The sequence below is a fragment of the Microbacterium capsulatum genome, from assembly GCF_030865425.1.
GTDB classification, from domain to species: domain Bacteria; phylum Actinomycetota; class Actinomycetes; order Actinomycetales; family Microbacteriaceae; genus Microbacterium; species Microbacterium capsulatum.
The window spans coordinates 224,861-249,719 of sequence record NZ_JAVFCB010000003.1 but is presented as its reverse complement, the minus strand read 5'-3'; the positions used below and the strand labels follow the sequence as shown (position 1 = coordinate 249,719).

Genomic DNA, 24,859 nt, shown 5'->3' with positions numbered 1-24,859 from the left:
GAGACCCGCATGACAGAAGAGGTCGACGCCCTCACGATCGGCCGACGGATCCGCCGGCTCCGTCTCGCCGCCGGGATGACGCTCGAGGAGCTCGCCGCCGCCGTCGAGCGCGCGCCCAGTCAGCTGTCCATGATCGAGACCGGCAAGCGCGAGCCGAAGCTCACCCTGCTGCAGTCGATCGCCCGGGCGCTCGGCACCACGATCGACCAGATCCTCGCCGACGAGCCGCTCGACGAGCGGGCCGGCATGGAGATCGCCGTCGAGCGCGCGATGAAGGGGCAGACCTTCCGGGCGCTCGGGATCGCGCCGTTCCGGATCGCGAAGTCGGTGCCCGACGAGGCGCTCTCCGCGATGCTCGCCCTGCACGGCGAGATCGAGCGGCTCCGCGACGAGCGCGCCGCCACGCCGGAGGAGGCGCGGCGCGCCAACCTCGAGCTGCGCCACCTCATGCGCCGGCAGGACAACCATTTCCCGGAGCTCGAGGCGAAGGCCGCCGAGATCCTCGCCGCGGTCCGGCACGGCGGAGGCCCGCTCACCCAGCGCACCGCGAGCGACATCGCCGCGCATCTCGGCTTCACCCTGCACTACGCGGCCGACCTGCCGCAGTCGACCCGCAGCGTCGCCGACCTCGCGCACGGCCGGCTGTACCTGTCCAGCCGGGTCGCGGACCGCGGCGACTCCCGCGCCGCCGTGCTGCAGGCGCTGTCCAGCCGGATCCTCGGACACGCCGAGCCCCGCAGCTACGCCGAGTTCCTCCGCCAGCGCGTCGAGACGAACTACCTCACCGGTGCCCTGCTGATGCCCGAGGAGCACCTCGTGCCCGTGCTGCAGGACGCCAAGCAGCGCCGGGCGATCTCGATCGAGGACCTCCGCGACGCCTATTCGGTGTCGTACGAGACGGCCGCGCACCGGTTCACGAACCTCGCGACCCGGCACCTCGGGATCCCCGTGCACTTCCTCAAGGTGCACGAGTCCGGCACGATCACGAAGGCGTACGAGAACGACGACGTGAACTTCCCGACCGACCGGCTCGGATCCATCGAGGGGCAGATGTGCTGCCGGCGCTGGACCAGCCGCGTCGTGTTCGAGGAGGAGGACCGGTTCAACCCGTACTACCAGTACACCGACACCGGCAACGGCACGTACTGGTGCACCGCGCGCGTCGAGCCCTCGAGCGAGGGCCTGCACTCGGTGAGCGTGGGTGTGCGCTTCGACGACACCAAGTGGTTCATCGGGCGCGACACCCCGAACCGCGGCGTCTCCACGCACTCCGTCGAGGTGTGCTGCCGGCGGGCGCCCGCCGAGCTCGAGGTGCGCTGGCGGGAGCAGTCCTGGCCGAACGTGCGCACTCCGCGCACGCTCCTGGCCACGCTGCCGACGGGAGCGTTCCCGGGCGTTGACACGACCGACGTGTACGAGTTCCTCGAGGCGCACGCCCCGCGCTGATCGCAGAGCCGCACTCTGAACCGTCGTCGTTGTCGTCGTTGCCGTCGCTGTCGTAGTTGTCATCGCTTTCGGGGCGGCGTCCACCCGTTCACTGGTCGCGACACGCCCCCATTCGGCCCGTTCGGCGGCGTGTCGCGACCAGTGAACGGGTGGGAAGCCCGTCGCCGGGGGAGGGCTCGCCCGGCGACGGGACGCGTTGCGCCATCGTTACCTTCAAGATTGCATAGTCAAGATTGACTATGTTACTTTCGGTGGGCCATCAACGATGAACGGCCGAGAAGGGACCCCCATGGCACTCTCCCCCGCGGTTAAGACCCGAACCCGCATCGCCGCCGCGCTCACCTGCGTGATCGCCGCCACGCTCGCCCTGAGCGCCTGCTCGCAGTCGGCGAGCGGCGCCGCCCTCCCGAAGAACGCGGCGGTCGACGCCACCACCTGCAAGCGCAACCAGGACGCCGGCACGATCACGTACATCTCCGGTTACGGCTACTCGGCCAGCGCCGGCCAGCTCGACGTGTTCCTCGCCAAGGAGCTGGGCTACTTCGACGCCCTCTGCCTGAAGGTCGACATCAACGCCTCCGGCGCGAACGGGCAGCAGCTCGTCGCGAGCGGCCAGGCGCAGTTCACCGCCCTCGGATCCGCATCCGACGTCATGCTCGCCGCCGCGAACAGCAAGAACCTCACGGCGGTCGCGACCTACGGCACGACCTCGCCGTTCTCCATCTTCGGCAACGAGAAGCTGAAGAGCCTGAAGGACCTGCAGAGCGGATCCCTGGGCTACTTCATCAACCTCACGCCGATCGCCTCGGCCATGCTCGACAACGCCGGCGTCGACGTGTCCAAGGTCGACAAGGTCAAGATGACCAACTACGACCCGACGGTGGTCGTGCGCGACCAGGTCGACGCGATCGTCGGCTACGCCTCGAACCAGCCCGAGGCCCTGCGTGCGGCGAAGCAGCCGTTCAGCGAGTTCAAGCCCGCCGACTTCGGCGTCAAAGGCACCTACAACGTGATGGAGGCGAACTCGCGCTTCCTCAAGGAGCACCGCGAGGTGGCCGCCGACTTCATGCGCGCGAGCCTCAAGGCGCTGCGCTACTGCCTCGACTCCTCCGACGCGTGCATCGACAAGATCGCGAAGCTCGCGAAGGACAACAACCAGGGCGCCGCGTTCCCGCGCGACCAGCTCGCCCGCACCTGGGCCGTCGAGTCCCAGTGGGTGAAGGAGAGCACCGGCGGCAACCCCGGGGTGCAGAGCGAGGCCATGTGGCAGCCCGAGTACAAGATCGTGCAGAAGTACGGCGACGTGAAGACCCTGCCCGCCCTCAAGGACATGATGGACACGAAGCTCGTGTCCGACCTCTACAAGGGCGACACGCTGATCTGGCCGGGGAGCGGCAAGTGACCTCCCCGTCCGGTGCGGGGGTCGAGGTCCGGAACGTCCACAAGTCCTTCCGCGTGGACGGGCAGTCGGTCACGGTGCTCGACGACGTCAGCCTCACGATCGGCATGGGCGAGTTCGTCTCGGTCATCGGACCCTCGGGCTGCGGCAAGTCGACGCTGCTGAAGGTCGTCGCCGGCCTGCTCGATGCGGACTCCGGATCCGTCACGATCGACGGGGAGAGCGTCTCCTCCGCCTCGGCGGACAAGAAGATCGGCCTCGTCCCGCAGTCCCCCGCGCTGCTGCCGTGGAAGACCGTGCTGGAGAACGTGCAGCTGCCGCTGAACGTGAACCGCCGATCGAACGGCGGGCGTTCGATCGGCGACGCCGAGACGCTGCTCGGCCGGTTCGGCCTGGGGGCGGCGACGAAGAAGTACCCCGGGCAGCTGTCCGGGGGCATGCAGCAGCGCGCCGCCATCGCGCGGGCCTTCGTGTTCGACCCGGCGATCATGCTCATGGACGAGCCGTTCTCGGCCCTCGACGAGATGAACCGCGACCTGCAGCGGATCGCGCTGCTGGACTTCTGGCAGTCGAACCGCAAGGCGGTCATGTTCGTGACGCACTCCGTGCCGGAGGCGATCATGCTCTCCGACCGGATCGTCGTGATGGCCGCCCACCCCGGCCGGATCGCCGAGATCATCGACGTCGACCTGCCGCGACCCCGCAACGAGGACGTGTACGCGACGGACGCGTTCCGCGACCTGGAGAAGATCGTGCGCGACGCGCTGCGTGCGCAGACGGAGAGGGCCCATGTCTGAGATGGCCGTTCGAGACACCACCGCGACGCTCGCCGCCGCCCAGGTCCGCAGCGGCGCCCGGGCCCGGCGGATCCCGTCCTGGCTGCGCTGGGGCGCCTGGCTGCCGACGGTGGTCACGTTCCTCATCGCCGCGCTGCTCTGGCAGATCGTGGCCTGGACGAACCCCTACGTCCTGCCCACGCTCGACGCGATCGCGGGCAGCCTCGGCCAGGACGCCGGGATGTACGGATCCAATTTCCTCACGACGCTGCTCGAGGTCGTCGTCGGTGCCGCGATCGGCATCGTCGCCGGATTCGCGCTGGCCGTCGTGATGGCCGAGTTCGCCCTCATCGAGCGGGCCGTGATGCCGCTCGTGATCATCGTGATGGTCACCCCGATCGTCGCGATCGCCCCGGCGCTCGTGGTCGCCTTCGGGTTCGGCATGATCCCGAAGTTCATCGTCACCGCGCTCGTGGTGTTCTTCCCGATGCTGGTCAACTCGCTCGCGGGGCTCCGCGACGTCGACAAGCGCGCACTCGACGTCTTCAAGACGCTGCACGCCAGTCGCTGGGAGATCTTCCGCGAGCTGCGCTTCCCGGGCAGCATGCCGTATGTGTTCGCGGGTCTGCGGATCGCGCTTCCGCTCGCCGTGGTCGGCGCGGCGGTCGCGGAGTTCGTCGCGGCCGGTCAGCAGGCGGGCCTCGGATCCCTCGTCACGACCTCCGCCGCGCAGGCGAACCTCCCGGTCACCTGGGCCAGCATCACCCTGCTCTGCGTGCTCGGGGTGCTCCTCATCGTCCTGCTCGCCGTCGCCCGCAAGCGCGTGCTCTGGTGGAGCGACGGCGAGGTCACCGCCAAGTAGGCACCGGATCCGGATCCCGGAGCGCCGCGCGCCGCGAGCGCTCCGGGGTTCCTCCGGCGCGCCCGAAACCCTTCGTCCCCGATCCCTCGACAGGAAGGCATCACCATGGCCAAGCAGCTGCGACTCGGACTCTTCGAGAACGCCCAGGCGAACGACTCCGGAACCGCGACCTGGCGGCACCCGGACAACAAGCGCTACCTCTTCGACAAGCTCGAGTACTGGCGCGACACCGCCCGCATGGTCGAGGACGCGGGCTTCGACTTCCTCTTCCTCGCCGACGCGTGGGGCTGGGCCGACGTCAACGGCGCCCGCCCCGACGTCTGCTCGGTCGAGGGGCTGGACCTGCCCCGCCTCGACCCGGCCATCATCCTCGGCGCGCTCATCCCGGAGACCTCGCGGCTGGGCCTCGTCGCCACCGGGTCCACCCTGCTCGAGCCGCCGTACGCCTTCGCCCGCCGGATGGCGACGCTGGACATCCTCTCCGGCGGACGGATCGGCTGGAACGTGGTCACGACGGGCACCGCCGACACCGCGGTGCAGGGCTTCGGCGTGCCGATGGTCGGCCACGACGAGCGCTACCTGATGGCCGACGACTTCATGCAGGTCGTCTACAAGCTGTGGGAGCAGGCCTGGGAGGCCGGGGCGCTCGAGCGCGACAAGGACGGGCGGTTCGCGGATCCGTCCAAGGTGCACCGGATCGCGCACGAGGGCGCGTACTTCCGCTCGCACGGCTTCGGCAACACCGCGCGCTCCCCGCAGGGCACGCCCGTGCTGTTCCAGGCCGGGGCGTCGCCGGCCGGGCGCGAGTTCGGCGGCAAGCACGGCGAGGCGATCTTCGTCGGCAGCGGCACCGTCGAGCAGCTGCTCGCGCACTCCACTGCGATCCGCGCCGAGGCCGTGAAGAACGGCCGGGCCGCGAGCGACGTGAAGATCATGTCGGCGTTCGCCGCCGTCGTCGGCAGCACCGAGGAGGAGGCCCGCCGCAAGTACGCCGAGGTCGCCGATGCGCAGAACCCCGACGTGACGGTCGCGTCGTACGCCTGGTTCACGGGCCTCGACCTCTCCGCCTACGCGCCGGAGACCCCGATGGCGTCACTCAGCACGGAACTGTCGCAGACCCAGGTCGCACGCTTCGCCGACAAGACCGTCGGCGACGTGCTCGGCGACTGGCACGCGCACGGCGTCGGCGCCCGCCCGATCGTGGGCACGCCCGAGCAGGTCGCCGACCGGATGATCGAGCTCGCCGACGGCGCCGACCTGGACGGCTTCCTGTTCTCGCCGGTCATCCCGCCGGCATCGACGGCCGACTTCATCGAGCACGTGCTGCCGATCCTCCGCGAGCGGGGCGCGATCGCGGCGCCCTCGGACGAGCCGCAGAGCCTGCGCGAGCGCCTGATCGGCACGCCGACCGCCGCGCTCGCCGACTCGCACGTCGGATCCTCTTTCCGCGCCGCGTGAGTAGGGTGGCGGACATGCCCGTCGTCACCGTCGTGGGGAGCGCGAACCTCGATCTCGTGGTCGAAGTGGCGCGTCTCCCCGCGGTCGGCGAGACCCTGCTCGGGCGGGCCGTCGGCCGGTTCCCGGGCGGGAAGGGGTTGAACCAGGCGGTGGCCGCCGCGCGCTCGGGTGCGACGACGCGGCTGTGCGCCGTGGTGGGCGAGGACGAGGCCGGCGACGTCCTGCAGCGCGCGGCGCGGGACGCCGGCGTCGTCGGCGACCTGCGCCGGACCCCGGCCGCGCCGACCGGCGTCGCGCACGTCTTCGCGATCGGCGGCGACAACAGCATCGTGGTCGCGGCGGGTGCGAACGGCGAGCTCCGCACGGAGGACGCCGTGCGCGAGGTCGCCGGCGCCGCCGTGGTGCTGGCTCAGCTCGAGGTGCCGCTGGACGCGGTCGCCGCCGCCCTCGCCGCCGGACGGGCGGGCGGATCCGTCACGCTCCTGAACGCGGCCCCCGCCGCGGACGACGTCCTCGGGATGCTCGCGGACGTCGACGTGCTGATCGTCAACGAGACGGAGTGCGCGGAGCTCGGCGGTGTCGAGCGCCTGCACGTGGCCGGGGCGCGGACGATCGTCCGCACGGCCGGTGGCGACGGCGTCGCGCTGCACCGGGCGGGGGAGCGGCCCCTGCACGTGCCGGCGTTCCGGATCGACCCGGTCGACACGACCGGGGCCGGCGACGCGTTCTGCGGTGCGCTCGCGGCGGCCCTCGCGGGTGGCGCCGCGATCGAGGACGCGCTCGTTCGCGCCTCGGCGGCCGGGGCGATCGTCGCCCGGCACCTCGGTGCGACGACGGCGGAGCTGACCCCCGCCGCGATCGACGCGCTCATCGCGCGCTGAGCCGTCCGGTCCCGGCTCAGCCGTCGGCGGCCCGGGGCACCGGATCCGCCGGGGCCGGCGTCTCCCCGGCGAACACGTACTCACCGGCGCGGAGGCGGGTGATCAGCGCGAGCGCCCACTCCTTCTCCGCCGTGAGCCGCGCGGTGGACAGGTCGAAGATCTCGCGCACGTACTTCGGCGTCGTCTCCGAGCGCAGCGTGTCCTGCACGTGGAAGCCGTTGGTCGTGATGATCGCGTCGCTCTTGCTCAGCCGGTTCTCCAGGCCCGCGATCACCTCCTGCCGGCTGAGCACGAACATGAACGACGCGATCGTCATGATCGCCTCGGTGTCGAACGGCTTCACGTCCCACAGGTTCTCGCGGAGCATGCGCTGCAGCTCGACCTCGCCGGACGGGGTGATCCGGTAGGTGGTGCGCGCGGGGCGCTTGCCCTCGACGACCGTGCCGTTCTCGGCGATGTAGCCGTCGACCTCGAGGGCGCGCAGGGCGTTGTAGATGGAGCCGGGCTGGATGTGCGCCCACTCGTCGATGTGCCACGTCATCAGCTCGCGGCGCAGGAAGTAGCCGTGCACGGGCTGGAACTGCTTGACGGCTCCGAGGACGACGAGACGCGTGGTCGACATGCCTTCATGCTAGCGGCGCGAGTGGATCCGCCGTTGTTTTGTATGTTCAAACTGGTTTATGCTCTTATATAGTCAAAGTTGACTAATGAAAGGACGCCGAGATGTCGACTGCCGTGACCGAGCCCCTCTCCCGGGACCGCGCCCTCCGACGGGCCTTCTCGCTGTATCCGACCGGCGTCGTGGCGCTCGCCGCGATGGTCGATGGTGCGCCCGTCGGCATGGCGGTCAACTCCTTCACCTCGATCTCGCTCGAGCCCGCCCTCGTCGCCGTCAGCGCGGCACGCACCTCGAAGACCTGGCCGCAGCTCAGCTCCGTCCCGGAGCTCGGCATGAGCGTGCTCGCCGCCGACCAGGAGTCCTTCAGTCGACGCCTCTCCGCCCGGGAAGGCGACCGCTTCGGTGACCAGGCGCGGACGGTCTCCCCGGGCGGCGCTCTTCTCATCGAGGGGGCGTCGCTGTGGCTGACCTGCCGTCCGCACGCGACCTACGACGGCGGCGACCACGAGATCGCCCTGTTCGAGATCGCCGACGTGCAGGTGTTCGACGACGTCGAGCCGCTCGTCTTCCATCAGAGCCGGTACCGCAGCATCCTCGGCGACGCGCCCCGTCCGTGATCCCGGAGCTCACCGGACTCGTCGTCCAAGGCGACGGCCGCGGCCGCGCGCTCGGCTTCCCCACGGCGAACCTGCACTGCGACGGCGGCGGGCTGCCGGCGGACGGGATCTACGCGGCCTGGGCCGCCGTCGACGGCGAGGCGCGGGAGTGGGAGGCGAGCGTGAGCGTCGGCGCGAACCCGACCTTCGACGGCCTGCGCGAGCGCCGTGTGGAGGTGCATCTGCACGACGCCGACCTCGATCTGTACGGACTGCGGATGCGGATCCGCCTCGTCGCGTTCCTGAGGCCGACGCTCCGGTTCGACGATGCCGAGGCGCTCATCGCGCAGACGGTCCTCGATGTCGAGCAGTGCCGGCGGATCCTGGCGGGAAGGGTCGACTGAGGGGAGCGGATCCGATCACGATCCGCGCGGACCCCCGGTGAGCGCCCCGACGAGCGTGGTCAGTCCGAACTCGAACGCCTCGTCGACGCTGCCGCCGAGCTGGAACGCGCCGGCCTGCTCCATGGTGCAGAAGCCGTAGACCCAGGCGGTCAGCGTGCGGGCGGCGGGAAGAGGGTCGTCGCCGGCGGTCGCCGTCCGGACCGCGGCGAGCAGAGTCTCGATGAGAGGACTCAGGGCGCTCGCGGAGGGCCCCGCCTCGGGGGAGGGGGCGGAGAACAGCAGAGCGGCGGCGCGGGGCGCGCGGACGCTGAACGCCCGGACCGCGTGCGCGATCCCGGTCAGCACGACCGCGGGATCCGCCGAGGAGCCGACGACCGTCGCGACGTCGGCGCCGAGCTCGCGGGCGGCGTCGTCGGCGGCGAGGCGGAGCAGGTCGTGCCGGTGCGCGACGTGCTTGTAGAGGCTCGGCGGGCGCACGCCCACGGCGGCCGCGACCGCGCTGACGGTGACCGCGTCGATCCCGTCGCGCTCGGCGATCTCACGCGCGGCGGCGGCGAGGGCGTCGGTCGTGACGCGCTGCGGTGCGGGCATGGGATCCTCCTGATTCTGTTTCCGATCATAAGGCTATTGACAGTAGCCATGATAGCTATATAACGTAGCCATCATGAACGCACAGCTTCTCCGGATCGGCGACGACATCGTCGCCATGCACGCCGTCGTCACGGACGAGGGCGTCACGCTCATCGACGCGGGCCTGCCGGGCGACCGGCGGATCCTGCAGGACGCGCTCGCGGGCGCAGGCCGCACCCTCGACGACATCCGCGGCGTCGTGCTCACGCACGGCGACGGCGATCACATCGGCGTCGCCGAGTGGCTGCGCGCCGAGCACGGCGTGCCGACTTTCGTGCACGAGGCCGACGCCGGCCGGGCGAAGGGCGAGAAGGCGCCGTCGTCCTCGGGCGGCGCGTGGAAGCTCGGGCCCGCGCTGCGGTTCTTCGGCACCGCGCTGCGGCGCGGCGCGCTGCGCACCACGCACCTGGGCGAGGTCCGCACCGTCCGCGACGGCGACGTGCTCGACCTCCCCGGCGCCCCCGAGATCATCGGGATGCCCGGTCACTCGCCCGGGTCGATCGCGATCCGCATCCCCGCCGTCGACGCGCTGTTCGTCGGCGACGCGATCACGACCCGGCACGTGCTGAACGGATCCGAGGACGTGCAGATCGGGCCGTTCAGCGATGCTCCGGAGCAGACGCCGGAGAGCCTCGAACGCCTCCGCGCCCTGCCGGAGCGGAGCATCGTCGTCGGCCACGGCCCGATCTTCCGCGGCACCGCGGCGGACATGCTCGCTGCCCTGAAGCGCTGAGCTCCCGCGCCGATTCGCGGTGACCGATTCGCGGTGACCGTTTCGTCTCGCTCCTCGCTGCGCGACGGGCTCGCTCAGCGACCGGAAGACGAGACGGGCTCGCTCAGCGACCGAAAGACGAGACGGGCTCGCTCAGCGACCGAAAGACAACGGGCTCACGCAGCGACCGGACGGTCGGGTCGGGGGGTGGGTCCGGACGATCGCGTCAGGCGATGAGTTCGGTGCGGGCTCTGCCGCCGGGCCGTGGGGTGCGTTTCGGGTCGATGTGTGGGGGTGGTAGGAACCAGACCTTCGCGCGGGTGCCGATGCCGTCGATGTGGATGTCCCAGGCGTTGTCGTGGATGAGGTGGTGGCAGGTTTCGCAGAGCAGGATCCCGTTGGTGAGGTCGGTGGGGCCGGTGTCTCTGGCCCACCAGCGGATGTGGTGGGCCTTGGTCATCTGGGGCGGGAGCCCGCAGAACGCGCAGCCGCCGTCGCGTTCGGCGAGGGCGAGCCGCTGCGCCGGGGTGAACAGGCGGCGGGTGCGTCCCCAGTCCAGGACCTCGCTGTCCGCCCCGCATACCCAGGGGATGACTCCGCCGTCGGCGGCCATCCGCCGGATCGTGCCGATGCTGACCGGCTGGTCGGTCCCGTCGATGAGCCCGTACCCGGTGCCGTGTTCGAGGTCTTCCAGGTCGACGCGGACGACGACGGTCGCGCCGTTCAGCGGGCCGGTGCTCTCACAGGACAGGTCGTGCTCGGCGAGGTGCACGAGCGCGTCGGCCTGGATCTGCCCGAGCGGGCGCCGGTCCGCGTCCGCCGCGGCCGGGTCGCGGCCGTCGCGTTTCGCGGCGAACTCCGCCGAGACGTACCCGTGCACAGCAGCGAGGAGCGGCGCGGCCTTGTCCGGCGCGAAGGCGCCGTTCAGGTGGAGCATGCCGTCCCGCTGGAACATCGACAGCGACGTCCGCGCCCGCAACTCGTCCTCCCTGGGCGCGACACCGTCCGGATCCAGGTGCGCCTCGGTGCGCGCGATCAGCTTGCGCACCTCATCCAACGACAGGCCGGCCGCCTTCTCCACGAGGAGTTCCTCGGCCTCGGCGGCCACCGAGCGCCCCACGCGAAGCAAGACCCGGTCCAGGAACGTCACGATCGCGTCGGCCGCTGCCGCCGCGATCCGCCCCCGGCACATCGCGTCCCGCACGACGGGGAACTTCGCCGGCAGCACCTCGCCGAGCAGGTTCGTGCGCCGCGCGGTCGCCTCGCCGAGCTTCACCAACCGGGCGGCATCCCCCGTCGACGTGCCTGTCGTCGTCGCGATCAGCTGCGCCGAGCTGCGGAACCCCTGCTGCCTCGCGAGTGAGTCCGGTCCCAGCTCCCGCCGCGACTCACGCGCGAGACCCGCCGCCACTTCCGCATGCACCGCATCCGTGGTCCGGCGCAGCACACCGAGCGCGTTGTTCACCGCGATCAGCTGCGCCCGGGAGAGATCGGCCCCGCCGTCCGCGTCCGCCCACGAATCCTGCACAAGCGCGACCGCTTCGAGGAGAGGGGCGAGGCTGCTGGACATGCTCCGATCCTACCAACAATCGAAGATTTGTTCTAGTCTTTTCCGCAAGAACTTTCCGACCGAATCGGCCCTCGTGAGAGGACGCCACGTTTCGTCTCGCTCCTCGCTCCGCTCGGTGCTCGCTCAACGACCGGGCGAAGGGCTCGCTCAACGACCGCGGGAAGGGCTCGCTCAACGACCGCGGGAGGGACTCGCTCAACGACCGCGGGAAGGGCGCGTTCAACGACCGCGGGAAGGGCTCGTGCAACGACCGCGGGAAGGGCTCGTGCAACGACCGCGGGAAGGGCGCGTTCAACGACCGCGGGAGGGACTCGCTCAACGACCGAGGACAGGGCTCGCTCAACGGCCGGGGGAAGGGCGCGTTCAACGACCGCGGGAAGGGGTCGCTCAACGACCGCGGGAAGGGCTCGCTCAACGACCGGAGGAAGGGCTCGCTCAACGACTGCGGGACGGGCTCGCTCAACGACCGCGGGAAGGGCTCGCTCAACGACCGGGGGAAGGGCTCGCTCAAACACCAAGGACAGGGCTCGCTCAACGATCGAGGACAGGGCTCGCTCGACGACCCGGGGTGCGTTCCCGGTCGTCGTCCGACACTTCGGCTCGCCTCGCTCGCTCGGTGCGGATCTCCGTGAGACGAGACGCCGGCCGCTCACTCCGCGGCGGTGCGCAGCGTCGCCCAGAGCTCGGCGCGGGCGGGGAAGGATCCGAGGTCCATGCCGAGGATCGACGAGGCCTGCGCGATCCGGGTGCGCAAGGTGTGCCGGTGCACGCCCAGGGCGGCGGCCGCCGACTCCAGGCGGGCGTCGTGCTCGAGCCAGACCCGCAGCGACTGCTCGAGTCCTCCCTCGCCCTCATGGCCGTCGCGGGCGTCGTACCGGCGCAGCGGCGCCAGTCGCGATGCGGCGATCAACCGGGCCTCGTCCGTCGCGAACGCCGCGAGCACGCTGGCCCCGGCGTCGTCGGCGTAGCGGGCTGTACCGGCGCCGGTGCCCGCACGGCGCAGCGCGGTGAGCGCCTGCGCGTGCGCGCGGGAGAACCCGGCGTACTCCTCGGGTGCGGAGACGCCGATCCGCACGCCGACCCGGTCGGCCAGTTCGTCCAGCACCGCGGCGTCGGCGGCGGCCACGCACATGACCACGCCGTCGTCCGAGTCCGCGAGGAAGACCGCGGGGGTGCCCTCCCCGCGCCGCCGCTCCCACCACTCGGAGACCGCGCCCGAGCGCTCCCCGCCCGCGATCGCCACGACCACCGGGGCCTGCGGCAGCGCGCCCAGCACGCGGCGGGCCAGAGTCGGGTCGTCCGCGAGCAGCGATGCGAGCACCTGCCGATGCAGACGCCGCCGGCTGCGGGCGAGCTGCTCGCTCTGCTCGAGCGCCAGCCCCGCCATCGCGATGACCGACGTCACCACGCTGCGGGTCTCGGGATCCAGGGACCCGTTCGCGATCGCGACGACGCCGCGGAGATGACCGGCGCGGCCCACGGTGAGAAGAGTGTGCGCGGCGCGGCCGTGCTCGACGACCCGGTTCGCGGATCCGCCGCGGGCGAGCAGTTCCGAGGCGGCCTCGGCGACCTCCGGGGCGGATCCGCCGGCGGGATGCTCGTGTGCGAGCTGCCCGGCGGCGTCGTACATGCCCACCCAGCAGTCCAGCCGGCGGGCGAGCTCGGTGAGCGTCGAGTCCAGGCCGCGGGGGCGCAGCGCCGCGATCGACAGGGCGCGCTGGGTCTCGAGCGCCCAGGTGCGCCGGGCGTAGACCTGCGCGGCGATCGCCTCGGAGTGCGCCCGGGCGACCGCGATGAAGGGCGTGCCGTAGGGAACCGCGAACAGCGGCAGCCCCGCGTCCGCGCACGCCTCGACGAGCTCGGCCGGCACGCCGGTGCGGTGCACCTCGGTGCCGAAGCCCAGCCCGACCACGCCCCGGTCGACGAGGCGCCGGACGTAGGCCGTGGCCGCCGCGGGATCGTCGTCGACGAACTGCGTGCCCGTGGTGAGCAGGGCGAGGTCGTCGGCGAGGAACGGGGTCGGATCCGTGAGGTCGGAGTTGTGCACCCAGCGCAGCGGGCGATCCAGCGCACCGGCCGGCAGATCCGCCTCGGCTCCGACGAGGGAGAGGTGCAGGTCGCGGCGTGCGAGCAGGGCGCGCACCGTGGGCTGCTGGTCCATGCGTGCGCTCCTTCTGAATTGGCCGCATCGGCGAAATCCTGAACCAGATTGTACGCCCCGGCGAATGCACGTCGCCGGTCCCGGACGTAGCCTCGAGCCATGACCACGATCGACGCGCAGACGCACACGCTCCCCCTCGGCGGACCGTCCCTCCCGCAGGAGCGACGCCTCGTCACCGAGCTCCCCGGCCCGCGCTCGGCCGAGATCCTCGCCCGCAAGGCGGCCGCGGTCCCCGCCGGCATCGGACACACCGTCCCGGTCGCGGCGGTCGCCGCGGGCGGCGGCGTCGTGGTCGACGCGGACGGCAACTCGCTGATCGACCTCGGATCCGGCATCGCGGTGACCACGGTCGGCAACGCGCACCCCAAGGTCGCCGCGGCCATCGCCGCGCAGGCCGCGCAGTTCACGCACACCTGCGTCATGATCACGCCGTACGAGCCCTACATCGAGGTCGCCGAGGCCCTGAACCGGCTCACCCCCGGTGACTTCGCCAAGAAGAGCGCCCTGTTCAACTCGGGCGCCGAGGCGGTCGAGAACGCGATCAAGATCGCCCGCAAGCACACCGGCCGTCAGGCCGTCGTCGCCTTCGACCACGGCTACCACGGCCGCACCAACCTGACCATGGCGCTCACCGCCAAGGCCATGCCCTACAAGAGCGGCTTCGGTCCGTTCGCCCCCGAGGTGTACCGCGCCCAGGCCTCCTACCCCTACCGCGACGGCCTGTCCGGCGCCGAGGCGGCCGCCCGCACGATCCTCCAGCTCGAGAAGCAGATCGGCGCGGACAACCTCGCCGCGGTCATCATCGAGCCGATCCAGGGCGAGGGCGGCTTCATCGTCCCGGCCGACGGGTACCTGCCCGCGATCGTGGAGTGGTGCCGCGCGAACGGCGTCGTCTTCATCGCCGACGAGGTGCAGACCGGCTTCGGTCGCACCGGCGCGATGTTCGCGAGCGAGATCTTCGGCATCGAGCCCGACCTGATCACCACGGCCAAGGGCATCGCCGGCGGCATGCCGCTCGCCGCGGTCACCGGCCGCGCCGAGATCATGGACGCCTCGCACTCCGGCGGCCTCGGCGGCACCTACGGCGGCAACCCCGTCGCCTGCGCCGCCGCGCTCGCTGCGATCGACGCCTACGAGAACGACGGCCTCGTCGAGCGCGCCACCGAGATCGGCGCGCTGCTCAAGGCCCGCCTCGCCGAGATCCAGGCGGCCGACCCGCGCCTGGGCGACATCCGCGGCCACGGCGCCATGATCGCCGCCGAGTTCGTGGACCCGGTGACCAAGGCCCCCGACGCGGCGCTCACCGCCGCCGTCGCGAAGGCCGCGATCGCCGAGGGCGTCATCGTCCTCACCTGCGGCACGTTCGGCAACGTGATCCGCTTCCTCCCGCCGCTGACGATCGGCGACGACCTCCTGAACGAGGGACTCGACATCGTCGCGAAGGCCCTCGCGGCCCATTGAGACGTCCGGGCGCGATCGGGATCGGGGGATGCTGGATCGCGCCCGGCAAATTCTTTCTTCGTCCGCACCGCTGAGGTGCTTCCCCCGGAAAGCAGGAGTGGGAATTGGCAGACATCACCCGTGACGTGCTGATCGTCGGAGCCGGGGCCGCGGGCACCACCGCCGCGAACGAGCTGCGCAAGGCCGGCCTCTCGGTCGTCGTCCTCGAGGCGCGCGACCGCGTCGGCGGACGGCTGTGGACCGACGTGATCGAGGGCGCCATGCTGGAGATCGGCGGCCAGTGGGTCTCGCCCGACCAGGACGCCCTGATCGAGACGATCGACGAGCTGGGGCTCGAGACCTTCAGCCGCTACCGCGAGGGCGATAGCGTCTACGTCGGCCCGGACGGCGAGCTGCACCGCTTCACCGGGGAGATGTTCCCCGTCTCGCCCGAGACAGAGAAGGTCATCGCCGAGATCACCGATCGCCTCGACGCCATGGTGGCCGAGATCGACCCGGACCGCCCGTACGCGCACCCGAAGGCCGCCGAGTGGGACGGCGTCACCTGGGACGCGTGGCTGCGTCAGCAGACCGACGACGACGAGGCCGTCCGCAACCTCGCGTTCGCGACCGGATCCGCCATGCTCACCAAGCCGACGCACGCGTTCTCGCTGCTGCAGTCGCTGCTCATGGCCGCCTCGGCCGGCTCGTACTCGCACCTCGTCGACGCGGACTTCATCCTCGACAAGCGCGTGGTCGGCGGCCTCCAGCAGGTACCGCAGCTGCTCGCGGAGCGCCTCGGCGACGACGTGCTGCTGAACCAGCCCGTGCGCACGCTCGAGTGGGGCGAGAACGGCGTCACCGCGACCACCGACTCGCTCACCGTCAGGGCGCGGTACGCGATCCTCGCGCACGCCCCGGTCCTGTACGACCGGATCTCCTTCGCCCCGTCGCTGCCGCGCCGCCAGCACCAGATGCACCAGCACCTGTCGATGGGCTTCGTGATCAAGGTGCACGCCGTCTACGACCGCCCGTTCTGGCGCGAGCAGGGCCTGTCCGGCACCGCGTTCAGCCCGTACGAGCTCACGCACGAGGCGTACGACAACACCAACCACGGCGACGAGCGCGGCACCCTGGTCGGCTTCGTCAGCGACCAGAATGCGGACGACGTGTTCGAGCTGAGTGCCGAGGAGCGCAAGGAGCGGATCCTCGAGTCCCTCTCGCACTACTACGGCCCTGCGGCGAAGGATCCGGTCGTCTACTACGAGAGCGACTGGGGCACCGAGGAGTGGACCCGCGGCGCCTACGCCGCGAGCTTCGACATGGGCGGCCTGCACCGCTACGGCAAGGACCTGCGCACGCCGGTCGGCCCGATCCACTTCGCCTGCTCCGACCTCGCCGGTGCCGGGTACCAGCACGTCGACGGCGCGATCCGGATGGGTCGCCTGGCCGCCGCGCAGATCCTGGACGCGAGCCGGGCATGACCTCGGCGATCGTCGTCGGGTACACGGCGACGGATGCCGGCGCGGATGCGCTGGCCCTCGGCGTGCGCCTCGCGCGGAGCACGCACCGGCACCTGCACGTGCTGGTCGTGCTGCCCGACGACGGCAGCGGGAGCGCTACGGCGCCCACGGAGTCGCTGTACGCGGACCTCATCCGCGGCCAGGCCAAGGAGTGGCTGGACGCCGCGGCGGAGCTGATCCCGGACGGCGTGGCGCACACCGCGCACGCCCGGATCGCGGACTCGTTCGCGGAGGGGCTCGTGCACGCGGGGGAGGAGCTCGGCGCCGACCTCATCGTCGTCGGCGCCGCCAACGGCGCCACGATCGGCCTGCACCGGATGGGCAGCGTCGCTCGGGCGCTGCTGCACTCCTCGCCGATCCCGGTGGCCCTCGCCCCCGCGGGCTTCGCGCACCGCGAGGACGCCGACGCCCCGATCTCCCGGGTGACCGCCGCGATCGGCAGCCGGCCGGGCGCGGATGTGCTGCTCGATGCCGCGGTCGCGCTGTCCGCCTCCACCGGGGCGACGCTCCGCCTGGTGTCCCTCGTGGCGTTCGACGTGCCGCGCGGGCTCGACGTGCAGACGATCCGCCTGGTCAGCGCCGCGCACGGCGACGACGTGCTCGCCCGGGCGGAGGTGGAGCTGCCCCCGGGCATCCCCGTCGAACTCGAGCGTGCCCCCGGCGACACCGTCGAGGAGGCCGTGGCGCAGCTGGGCTGGCTGCCCGGCGAGCTCATCCTCGTCGGATCCAGCCGCCTCGCGCAGCCGCGCCGGCTGTTCCTCGGATCCACCGCCGCCAAGATGCTGGACGTCATCCCCGTCCCGATGATCGTCGTGCCGCGCACCCGCGCGACCGACGCCCCCGACGCCCTCCCGGACGCCTGAGCGGATCCGCTCCGCGACCACGGGACACCAGAACAACACGACAACGAGAGGATCTGCAATGAGCGACAAGGAGAAGACGCTGCTGGACAGCGTCCCCACCGGCCTGTACATCGGCGGCGAGTGGGTCGAGGCCGAGGGCGGCAAGACGTTCGACGTGCACGATCCCGCCACCAACGACGTCGTGCGCACGATCGCCGACGCGTCGCCCGCCGACGGCATCCGCGCGCTCGACGCCGCGGTCGCCGCGCAGGACGCGTGGGCCGCCACGGCGCCCCGCACCCGCAGCGACATCCTCCGCCGTGCGTTCGACCTCGTGCAGGCGCACAAGGAGGACCTCGCCCTGCTGATGACGATCGAGATGGGCAAGCCGCTGGCCGAGGCCCGCGGCGAGGTCGTCTACGGCGGCGAGTTCCTGCGCTGGTTCAGCGAGGAGGCCGTGCGCATCGCCGGCCGCTACGGCCTGAACCCCGAGGGAACGGGTCGCATGGTCGTCTCGCAGCGCCCGGTCGGCCCGTCGTTCTTCGTCACCCCGTGGAACTTCCCGTTCGCGATGGCGACCCGCAAGATCGCGCCGGCGCTCGCCGCCGGCTGCACCGTGGTCATCAAGCCGCCGGCACTGACCCCGCTCACCACGATGTTCTTCGTGAAGCTGCTCGAGGAGGCCGGCCTGCCCGCCGGCGTCGTGAACGTCGTGCAGACCTCGCGCTCCTCCGCGCTGTCGGCGCCGATCATCGCGGACCCGCGTCTGCGCAAGCTGTCCTTCACCGGATCCACCGAGGTCGGCCGCAAGCTCATCTCCCAGGCGGCGGAGGGCGTCCTGCGTGTCTCGATGGAGCTCGGCGGCAACGCGCCGTTCGTCGTGTTCGAGGACGCCGACCTGGACAAGGCCGTGGAGGGTGCGCTCGCCGCGAAGTTCCGCAACATCGGCCAGGCCTGCACCGCCGCGAACCGCTTCATCGTGCACCAGGACGTCGCGGACGAGTTCGCCCGCCGGATCACCGAGCGCGTGAACGCCATGAAGATCGGCCGCGGCACCGAGGAGGGCGTCAGCATCGGCCCGCTCATCGACCACGACGCCGTCGCCAAGGCGCAGGAGCTCGTCGGCGACGCCGTCGAGCGCGGCGCGACGCTGCTCTCCGGCGGCAAGGCGCTCGAGGGCGTCGGATCCTTCTACGAGCCCACCGTGCTCGCGAACGTGCAGGCGGGCAGCGAGATCCTCCGCGAGGAGATCTTCGGCCCGGTCCTGGCGATCGCGACCTTCGCCGACGAGGCCGAGGCCGTGCGCCTCGCCAACGACACCGAGTACGGCCTGGTCTCCTACGTGTTCACGCAGGACCTCGCCCGCGGGCACCGGATGATCGACGCGCTCGAGACCGGCATGATGGGCCTGAACGTGGGCGTCGTGTCCAACGCGGCCGCCCCCTTCGGCGGCGTCAAGCAGTCCGGCGTGGGCCGCGAGGGCGGCTTCGAGGGCATCCACGAGTACCTGTCCACGAAGTACACGCTGATCCCGGTCGACTGATCCCGCCGATCGGTCCCTGAGCCCGTCGAAGGGCCGATCCCACCGAACGAACTGAAAGGAACCGGACATGACCGACTACGCCGTCGTCAACCCGGCCACGGGCGAGACCCTGGCGACCTACGAGACCTTCACCGACGCGCAGATCGAGGACGCGGTCTCCCGCGCCCACGCCGCCGCCGGCGTGTGGGGGAGCACCCCCGCGTCCGAGCGCGCCGCCGTGATCCGCCGGATCGCGGAGGGCCACCGCGCTCGCCGTGACGAGCTCGCCGCCGTGATCGTGCGTGAGATGGGCAAGCCGCTCGCCGGGGCCGTCGGCGAGGTCGACTTCGCCGCCGACATCATCGAGTTCTACGCCGACAACATCGAGAAGATCACCGCCGACCAGCCGCTGGACATCCTCGGCGACGGCACCGCGGTGATCCGCCGCGCCCCGATCGGCGCGCTGCTGGGCATCATGCCGTGGAACTTCCCGGCCTACCAGGTCGCCCGTTTCGCCGGACCGAACCTGGCGATCGGCAACACGATCCTGCTCAAGCACGCACCGCAGTGCCCGGAGTCCTCGGCGCTGCTCGAGGAGATCTACCGCGACGCGGGCCTGCCCGACGGCGCGTACGTGAACCTCTACGCGACGAACGAGCAGGCGGCGACGATCATCGCCGACCCGCGCGTGCAGGGCGTGTCGGTGACCGGTTCCGAGCGCGCCGGCGCGGCGGTCGCCGAGGTCGCCGGACGCAACCTGAAGAAGGTCGCGCTCGAGCTCGGCGGGTCGGATCCGTTCATCCTGCTCTCCACGGACGACCTGGACGCGACCGTGCAGGCCGCCGTGGACGCCCGCCTGGACAACAACGGCCAGTCCTGCAACGGCGCCAAGCGCTTCATCGTCGCGGACGGCCTCTACGACGCGTTCGTGGAGAAGTTCGTGGCGTCGCTCGCCGCGGTGCAGGCGACCGACCCGACGCAGGAGGACACGATCCTCGGCCCGCTGTCCTCGCTGGCGGCGGCCGAGCGCCTGCAGGAGCAGGTCGACGGCGCCGTGGCGCAGGGCGCGACCCTGCTCACCGGCGGAACCCGGGAGGGCGCGTTCTTCGCCCCGACCGTGCTCGCCGACGTCACCGCCGACATGGACGTCTACCGCGAGGAGCTGTTCGGCCCCGCCGCGGTCGTGTACCGGGTCGCCGACGAGGACGCCGCCGTGAAGCTCGCGAACGACACCTCGTTCGGCCTCGGCTCCTACGTGTTCACGACCGACCCGGCGCAGGCCGAGCGCGTCGCGAACGGCATCGACGCGGGCATGGTCTACGTCAACGTCGTGCTCGCCGACAGCCCCGAGCTGCCGTTCGGCGGCGTGAAGCGCAGCGGCACCTCGCGCGAGATGGGCCTGCTCGCCGCCGACGAGTTCGTGAACAAGAAGCTCATCCGCGTGGCCTGAACCCGGCCACCGGACGCTGCCCCGCCGCACACCGCGGGAAGGAAGGGCCGGGCGACGCCATCCGCGTCGCCCGGCCCTTCCGCGTCGTGTCCGATCAGAGGGATCCGGCTCCCGCGTTCTCGGCGGCGAACCAGCGCACGCCCCGGGGGCGGAATCCCCGTGTTTCCGCGAGTTTTCCGCTCCTTGGGATCCCGGAAAAAACTTTCGTGTAGCGAAATCTCGATTTCCTCTTGTGGAAGCTTTCTCCGACCCTTAGATTGTTCTCACCCCCGGAAATCTGGGATCCCAACGTAGACAGATTGACTCTGAACCAATGATCGTTTCAGACGCTCGAGTGCCGAAGGCGAGTTCGGCACCGCAGGAGGCGGGAACCGCGATGCGGCTCTCCGCGTCCCGTGCACCGATCGCCAGGAATGGCGTCGTCTCCACCCGCTCCGACCTCACCGCGAGCGTGTCGTGAGCGTGCAGAGCGGAACGATCGCGTCGCTGGAGCGCTTCACCAGCCGGATCCCCGTCCCCGTCCTCCAGGAGCGCATCGCGCGCGTGCGCGCGGCGCTCGCCGAGCAGGGCATCGACGCTGTGGTGGCCTTCGGCGCCCCGCGCATGCTGGGATCGCGGACCAAGACCAGCGGCTACGTCCAGTACCTGGCCGGGTTCGCGGCCAAGCCGACCTCGTCCTCTGTGGTCCTCTCCGCCGCCGGCGACGCCGCCGTGCTGACCTTCGGCCCGCACGAGACCCGTGAGTGCACGCAGCGGTCCGGCTGGTTCGGCAGCGTCCTCCAGACCGGCGAGCAGCGCCTGCACCCGGCCGCCGCCGCCCGCTTCCTCGCCGACGCGGGCATCCGCCCCGGATCGCGGATCGGCATCGTCGGTGCGGAGGAGCTGAACCACGCCACCCACGTCGCCCTCGAGCAGGAGTTCGCCGGCTTCGAGACCGTGGCCGCCGACGCCGTGCTGGACCGCCTCCGGCTGACCCGCGCGCCGGAGGAGGTGGAGATGATCCGCATCTCCGCGAAGATCTCCGACGCGATGGTCGCGGCGGCGTTCGCCGAGTCGATCCGCCCCGGCGCCTCCGGGCCCACCGTCATGGCGGAGATCGAGCACACCGGGCGTCTCCTCGGTGCGGACTCGGCCAACTGCTGGCTGTCGATCGGTGAGGCCCCGCCCACCACGTATTTCGAATTCATGGAGCTTCCTGACGTGGTCACAGACCGTGACCGCGTGCAGATGGGCACGACCACCGCCTACGAAGGCTACTTCGGTCAGTGCCTGAGGATGGGGGTCCGCGGTACTCCGAGCGCAGAGCTCGCGAAGTACGGCGAGATCCTCATGGAGATCCAGGACGGTGCCCTCGCGGTCATGCGTCCTGGGGAGCCGCTGCATCGCGTCATCGATGTCATCGAGGACCTGTATGCGAAGTACGCTCCCTTCACTCGGGAGACGGACCCGTTCCGTTTCCAGAGCTGCCACGGGCTCGGCCTCAGCTATGTCGAGCCCGGGATGGCGAGGGACCTGAACCCCCTGCGGGACAAGTCCCTCGACCCGTCCGGCGTCCTGATCGAACCGGGGATGGTCATCGAAGTGCACCCCAACTTCACCGTTCCCGGACTCGGATGTGTCGTCGCCGGCGACATGGCCCTCGTCAACGACGACGGAGCCGAATGGATCACCGAGTCCCCCAGAGGCATCTGGGAACTCTGATCCGTCACCCCACCGGCTGAGCGTCACGACGCTCACCCCGCCGCAGGCCTCGGAGGCCGAGGCGCACAACTACACACTGGAAACACCGGAGCACTCCACAAGAGCCATCGCATGGCAGGCCCTCACCCTTAAGGGTCTTCCGTGATGGTGATGCCCGATTCTGTAGCAGGGCGCTGCCCCGCGCCCTGAGAAATCACCCCATTTTCTCAATCACAGGAGTACTCCATGTTCTCTCAGCACCGTCACCGCAGGTTCATCCTCGGTGCAGCACTTCTCGCCGTTCCGCTCGTCGCATCCACGCTCACCGCCTGCACCGCGGGCGGATCCGCCGGCGGCGGAGGCGGCGGCGCCGCGACGGCCGCGTCCACCTCGGTCGTCGTCGGCTTCAAGCACGAGTTCAACACGATGGACCCGCTGCGCGCCGACTACGCGCAGACCAACATGGTCGACAACATCGTCTACGAGCCGCTGGTGCGCTTCGACGCCCAGAACGGCAACAAGATGGTCGGCCAGCTCGCGACCGACTTCAAGGTCGCCGCCGACGCCACGTCGATCGCCTTCACGCTGCGCAAGGGCGTGACCTTCCACGACGGCACGCCGTTCACCGCCAAGGACGTGAAGTACAGCTTCGACCGCTACATCCGCCTCGGCCAGGGCATCGCATCGGTGCTGGCGGGCTACGCGTCGACCACCGTCGTCGACGACACGCACGTCGTGATCAACCTCAAGTCGCCGAACGCGTTCTTCATCAACGGCATCGCCAACGTCTACATCCTGGAGGCCGACGCGGTCTCCAAGAACGCGGGCACGGACGACAGCCAGGGCTGGCTGCAGGCGAACGAGGCCGGCACCGGCCCGTTCCAGGGCACCGGCACCTCCTCCGCCGACGGCACCACGGTCAAGCGGTACGACAAGTACTGGGGCTTCGACGCCAAGCGGCCCACGCAGATGGTGTTCCGCCGCATCGATGAGAGCGCGACCAACCGCGACGAGCTCAAGGCCGGCAACATCGACGTCTCCTTCGGCCTCTCGGCGATCGACGCCGCCTCGCTGAAGGGCCAGAACGGCATCTCGGTGAAGTTCGTGCCGACCGCCGGCCTGAACCAGCTCTGGTTCAACACGTCGACAGGCCCCACCGCCGACCCGAAGATCCGCGAGGGTCTCAAGCTCGCCTACGACTACACCGGCGGCTTCCAGAAGATCCTGAACGGCAACGGCGCGATCGCCAACGGCATCCTGTCCCCGGCGTTCAGCTGCCGCCCGGACGCGAAGCCGTCGGCGCAGGACAAGGCGAAGGCCAAGTCGCTGCTCGCCGGGCTCGGCTCGACCTCGCTCGACCTGCGCTACCAGTCCGTCGACTCGACGCAGACCCAGATCGCGACGCTGTTCCAGTCCAACCTGAAGGACCTGGGCGTGAACGTGAACCTCGTGCCGATCGCCTTCCCGGACTACCTGAAGACGCTGTCCGACCCGAAGACGATCCCGGGCCTGACGCTCATCAACGACTACATCCAGACGCCCGACCCGGGTGCCGGCCTGGACAAGCTCTACAACTCCGCCAACATCGGCGGCACGAACAAGGGCGCGTACAGCAACCCGAAGGTCGACGCTCTCCTGAACGAGGCCCGCACCACCGCTGACGCGAGCAAGCGCTGCGACCTGTACAAGCAGGTCGAGACCCAGGTCGCGAACGACTCGGTTCAGGCGAACCTCAGCCAGGTGGCGTTCCCGGTCGGCTACCGCAGCGACCTGAAGGGGATCGACTTCTCCTGGTCCGCGACGCCGATCTCGTTCTTCACGCTCCGCGTGGGGTGATCCCGATGTCGAACAATCCCGCACGTCAGACGACCGTCTTCCTCTTGCGGAAGGCCCTGTCGTCGGTCATCACGCTGGTAGGTCTGAGCGTGTTCGTCTTCCTGATGGTCAAGCTCATCCCGGGTGACGAAGCCCGCGTGGCGGCCGGCGAGAACGCCACCGCCGCGCAGGTGGAGGCCGTCCGCAAGAGCCTCGGTCTGGACCAGCCCTTCTTCCTGCAGCTGCTCGGCTTCTTCGGCCGGCTGCTGCGGGGAGACCTGGGCACCTCGATCACGACGCACATCGCGGTCACCCAGGGCATCGCGCAGGTGCTGCCGCAGACGATCGAGCTGGTGCTGCTGGCAGTGATCATCGTCGTCACCGTGGTGACGCCGCTGGCCACGCTCTCGGCCCTGCACCGCGACGGCCCGACCGACTTCACGGTCAAGCTCCTCGTGATCATCGGCGCCGCCCTGCCGACGTTCTGGCTCGCCCTGCTCCTGCAGTACGCGCTGGGCACCCTGCTCGGACTGGTCCCGATCTCGGGCCGCCTGTCCCGCGGGTTCAACGTCCCGACCCGCACCGGGTCGGTCGTGCTGGACTCGCTCCTGGCGGGCAACCCCCTGGCGGCGTGGGACGGTCTGCAGCACCTGATCCTCCCGGCCATCGTCCTGGCCCTCCCGTTCGGCGCCCAGCTGTACCGCGTGATGCGGGCCGAGCTGGTCCAGGTCCTGGCCCGCGAGCACCTCACGGTGGCGCGTGCCAAGGGCGTGCCGCAGCGGGTCCTGGTCTGGCGGCACGTGCTGCCGAACGCGATCGGCCCTGGAATGACCCTCGTCGGCATCCAGTTCGGCGCCATGGTCGGCGCTGCGGTCCTGGTGGAATCCGTGTTCGGTCTGGTGGGAGTCGGCTCCTACCTCACCAACGCGGTCGCCCAGAAGGACACGTTCGCCGTCCTCGGCGGGGTGCTGGTGATCGGCGTCCTGGTGGTCGTCTCCAACTACATCGTCGACGTCCTCCAGCTGGTCCGCGACCCGCGTCTGCGGGCTGGGCAGCTGGGTTAGGAGCCGGAA

Annotated in this window: 21 protein-coding genes; 17 read left to right on the top strand and 4 right to left on the bottom strand. The window is 70.8% G+C overall.

Going from position 1 to position 24,859, the window contains the following annotated elements:
* Positions 1-9 precede the first annotated feature (9 nt).
* The 6 genes from RBR11_RS06560 (at position 10) to RBR11_RS06535 (ending at position 6,822) form a co-directional block, all read left to right on the top strand.
* Entirely contained in the window at positions 10-1,446 is a 1,437-nt protein-coding gene (locus RBR11_RS06560) for a helix-turn-helix domain-containing protein (RefSeq protein WP_308488518.1), read from the top strand.
* A 289-nt stretch (positions 1,447-1,735) separates the two neighbouring features.
* Positions 1,736-2,848 carry an ABC transporter substrate-binding protein gene (locus RBR11_RS06555; protein ID WP_308488517.1) on the top strand — a complete coding sequence of 371 codons (1,113 nt, stop codon included), beginning with the start codon at positions 1,736-1,738 and terminating at the stop codon, positions 2,846-2,848.
* Positions 2,845-3,642: an ABC transporter ATP-binding protein gene (locus tag RBR11_RS06550; RefSeq protein ID WP_308488516.1), complete on the top strand. Its 798-nt coding sequence runs from the start codon at positions 2,845-2,847 to the stop codon at positions 3,640-3,642. Before RBR11_RS06555 ends, RBR11_RS06550 begins: the two co-directional genes overlap by 4 nt.
* Positions 3,635-4,483: an ABC transporter permease gene (locus RBR11_RS06545; protein WP_308488515.1), complete on the top strand. Its 849-nt coding sequence runs from the start codon at positions 3,635-3,637 to the stop codon at positions 4,481-4,483. The genes RBR11_RS06550 and RBR11_RS06545 overlap by 8 nt, the downstream gene beginning before the upstream one ends.
* Positions 4,484-4,588: 105 nt before the next feature.
* Positions 4,589-5,941: an NtaA/DmoA family FMN-dependent monooxygenase gene (locus tag RBR11_RS06540; RefSeq protein ID WP_308488514.1), complete on the top strand. Its 1,353-nt coding sequence runs from the start codon at positions 4,589-4,591 to the stop codon at positions 5,939-5,941.
* A 14-nt stretch (positions 5,942-5,955) separates the two neighbouring features.
* Positions 5,956-6,822 (top strand): ribokinase, encoded by an 867-nt coding sequence (locus RBR11_RS06535; protein WP_308488513.1) that lies wholly within the window; start codon positions 5,956-5,958, stop codon positions 6,820-6,822.
* Positions 6,823-6,838: 16 nt separating this feature from the next.
* Here RBR11_RS06535 and RBR11_RS06530 read toward each other — a convergent pair whose 3' ends face one another.
* Positions 6,839-7,444 carry a PadR family transcriptional regulator gene (locus tag RBR11_RS06530; RefSeq protein WP_308488512.1) on the bottom strand — a complete coding sequence of 202 codons (606 nt, stop codon included), beginning with the start codon at positions 7,442-7,444 and terminating at the stop codon, positions 6,839-6,841.
* 101 nt (positions 7,445-7,545) lie between these two features.
* Between RBR11_RS06530 and RBR11_RS06525 the strand changes: the two genes are divergently transcribed.
* Together RBR11_RS06525 and RBR11_RS06520 are read left to right on the top strand one after the other, a co-directional pair.
* Positions 7,546-8,058, top strand: a complete 513-nt coding sequence (locus tag RBR11_RS06525; RefSeq protein WP_308488511.1) for a flavin reductase family protein — start codon at positions 7,546-7,548, stop codon at positions 8,056-8,058.
* Complete coding sequence (locus tag RBR11_RS06520; protein WP_308488510.1) at positions 8,055-8,441, top strand: riboflavin kinase; 387 nt, start codon at positions 8,055-8,057, stop codon at positions 8,439-8,441. Before RBR11_RS06525 ends, RBR11_RS06520 begins: the two co-directional genes overlap by 4 nt.
* A 15-nt stretch (positions 8,442-8,456) precedes the next feature.
* Here RBR11_RS06520 and RBR11_RS06515 read toward each other — a convergent pair whose 3' ends face one another.
* A complete protein-coding gene (locus RBR11_RS06515; protein WP_308488509.1) occupies positions 8,457-9,032 on the bottom strand; it encodes a TetR-like C-terminal domain-containing protein in 576 nt (191 codons plus the stop codon).
* Positions 9,033-9,105: 73 nt separating this feature from the next.
* On the opposite strand from RBR11_RS06515, the gene RBR11_RS06510 reads away from it, so the two are divergent.
* On the top strand, positions 9,106-9,804 hold the full coding sequence (locus RBR11_RS06510) for an MBL fold metallo-hydrolase (RefSeq protein WP_308488508.1): 699 nt from the start codon (positions 9,106-9,108) through the stop codon (positions 9,802-9,804).
* 205 nt (positions 9,805-10,009) lie between these two features.
* Here the strand turns inward: RBR11_RS06510 and RBR11_RS06505 are convergent, their stop codons facing one another.
* Together RBR11_RS06505 and RBR11_RS06500 are read right to left on the bottom strand one after the other, a co-directional pair.
* Entirely contained in the window at positions 10,010-11,353 is a 1,344-nt protein-coding gene (locus RBR11_RS06505) for an HNH endonuclease (RefSeq protein ID WP_308488507.1), read from the bottom strand.
* 649 nt (positions 11,354-12,002) lie between these two features.
* The gene (locus RBR11_RS06500) at positions 12,003-13,514 is read right to left on the bottom strand and encodes a PucR family transcriptional regulator (protein WP_308488506.1); all 1,512 of its coding nucleotides are present in this window, start codon (positions 13,512-13,514) and stop codon (positions 12,003-12,005) included.
* A gap of 99 nt (positions 13,515-13,613) precedes the next feature.
* On the opposite strand from RBR11_RS06500, the gene gabT reads away from it, so the two are divergent.
* From gabT to RBR11_RS06460, 8 genes are all read left to right on the top strand, one after another.
* Positions 13,614-14,975: a 4-aminobutyrate--2-oxoglutarate transaminase gene (gene gabT, locus RBR11_RS06495; protein ID WP_308488505.1), complete on the top strand. Its 1,362-nt coding sequence runs from the start codon at positions 13,614-13,616 to the stop codon at positions 14,973-14,975.
* 104 nt (positions 14,976-15,079) lie between these two features.
* Positions 15,080-16,438, top strand: a complete 1,359-nt coding sequence (locus RBR11_RS06490; protein WP_308488504.1) for a flavin monoamine oxidase family protein — start codon at positions 15,080-15,082, stop codon at positions 16,436-16,438.
* Positions 16,435-17,340: a universal stress protein gene (locus RBR11_RS06485; RefSeq protein ID WP_308488503.1), complete on the top strand. Its 906-nt coding sequence runs from the start codon at positions 16,435-16,437 to the stop codon at positions 17,338-17,340. The genes RBR11_RS06490 and RBR11_RS06485 overlap by 4 nt, the downstream gene beginning before the upstream one ends.
* A gap of 58 nt (positions 17,341-17,398) precedes the next feature.
* On the top strand, positions 17,399-18,862 hold the full coding sequence (locus RBR11_RS06480; RefSeq protein ID WP_308488502.1) for an NAD-dependent succinate-semialdehyde dehydrogenase: 1,464 nt from the start codon (positions 17,399-17,401) through the stop codon (positions 18,860-18,862).
* 67 nt (positions 18,863-18,929) lie between these two features.
* The gene (locus RBR11_RS06475) at positions 18,930-20,291 is read left to right on the top strand and encodes an NAD-dependent succinate-semialdehyde dehydrogenase (protein ID WP_308488501.1); all 1,362 of its coding nucleotides are present in this window, start codon (positions 18,930-18,932) and stop codon (positions 20,289-20,291) included.
* Positions 20,292-20,747: 456 nt separating this feature from the next.
* Complete coding sequence (locus RBR11_RS06470; RefSeq protein ID WP_308488500.1) at positions 20,748-21,992, top strand: M24 family metallopeptidase; 1,245 nt, start codon at positions 20,748-20,750, stop codon at positions 21,990-21,992.
* A 225-nt stretch (positions 21,993-22,217) separates the two neighbouring features.
* The gene (locus RBR11_RS06465) at positions 22,218-23,807 is read left to right on the top strand and encodes an ABC transporter substrate-binding protein (RefSeq protein ID WP_308488499.1); all 1,590 of its coding nucleotides are present in this window, start codon (positions 22,218-22,220) and stop codon (positions 23,805-23,807) included.
* A 5-nt stretch (positions 23,808-23,812) separates the two neighbouring features.
* Positions 23,813-24,850, top strand: a complete 1,038-nt coding sequence (locus RBR11_RS06460; RefSeq protein WP_308488498.1) for an ABC transporter permease — start codon at positions 23,813-23,815, stop codon at positions 24,848-24,850.
* Positions 24,851-24,859 lie beyond the last annotated feature (9 nt).

Bases quoted from the DNA above. Each gene is read 5' to 3' on its own strand.
- RBR11_RS06560 (WP_308488518.1), top strand. From the start codon at position 10: ATGACAGAAGAGGTCGACGCCCTCACGATCGGCCGACGGATCCGCCGG.
- RBR11_RS06555 (WP_308488517.1), top strand. From the start codon at position 1,736: ATGGCACTCTCCCCCGCGGTTAAGACCCGAACCCGCATCGCCGCCGCG.
- RBR11_RS06545 (WP_308488515.1), top strand. From the start codon at position 3,635: ATGTCTGAGATGGCCGTTCGAGACACCACCGCGACGCTCGCCGCCGCC.
- RBR11_RS06540 (WP_308488514.1), top strand. From the start codon at position 4,589: ATGGCCAAGCAGCTGCGACTCGGACTCTTCGAGAACGCCCAGGCGAAC.
- RBR11_RS06535 (WP_308488513.1), top strand. From the start codon at position 5,956: ATGCCCGTCGTCACCGTCGTGGGGAGCGCGAACCTCGATCTCGTGGTC.
- RBR11_RS06530 (WP_308488512.1), bottom strand. From the start codon at position 7,444: ATGTCGACCACGCGTCTCGTCGTCCTCGGAGCCGTCAAGCAGTTCCAG.
- RBR11_RS06525 (WP_308488511.1), top strand. From the start codon at position 7,546: ATGTCGACTGCCGTGACCGAGCCCCTCTCCCGGGACCGCGCCCTCCGA.
- RBR11_RS06515 (WP_308488509.1), bottom strand. From the start codon at position 9,032: ATGCCCGCACCGCAGCGCGTCACGACCGACGCCCTCGCCGCCGCCGCG.
- RBR11_RS06510 (WP_308488508.1), top strand. From the start codon at position 9,106: ATGAACGCACAGCTTCTCCGGATCGGCGACGACATCGTCGCCATGCAC.
- RBR11_RS06505 (WP_308488507.1), bottom strand. From the start codon at position 11,353: ATGTCCAGCAGCCTCGCCCCTCTCCTCGAAGCGGTCGCGCTTGTGCAG.
- RBR11_RS06500 (WP_308488506.1), bottom strand. From the start codon at position 13,514: ATGGACCAGCAGCCCACGGTGCGCGCCCTGCTCGCACGCCGCGACCTG.
- gabT (WP_308488505.1), top strand. From the start codon at position 13,614: ATGACCACGATCGACGCGCAGACGCACACGCTCCCCCTCGGCGGACCG.
- RBR11_RS06485 (WP_308488503.1), top strand. From the start codon at position 16,435: ATGACCTCGGCGATCGTCGTCGGGTACACGGCGACGGATGCCGGCGCG.
- RBR11_RS06480 (WP_308488502.1), top strand. From the start codon at position 17,399: ATGAGCGACAAGGAGAAGACGCTGCTGGACAGCGTCCCCACCGGCCTG.
- RBR11_RS06475 (WP_308488501.1), top strand. From the start codon at position 18,930: ATGACCGACTACGCCGTCGTCAACCCGGCCACGGGCGAGACCCTGGCG.
- RBR11_RS06465 (WP_308488499.1), top strand. From the start codon at position 22,218: ATGTTCTCTCAGCACCGTCACCGCAGGTTCATCCTCGGTGCAGCACTT.
- RBR11_RS06460 (WP_308488498.1), top strand. From the start codon at position 23,813: ATGTCGAACAATCCCGCACGTCAGACGACCGTCTTCCTCTTGCGGAAG.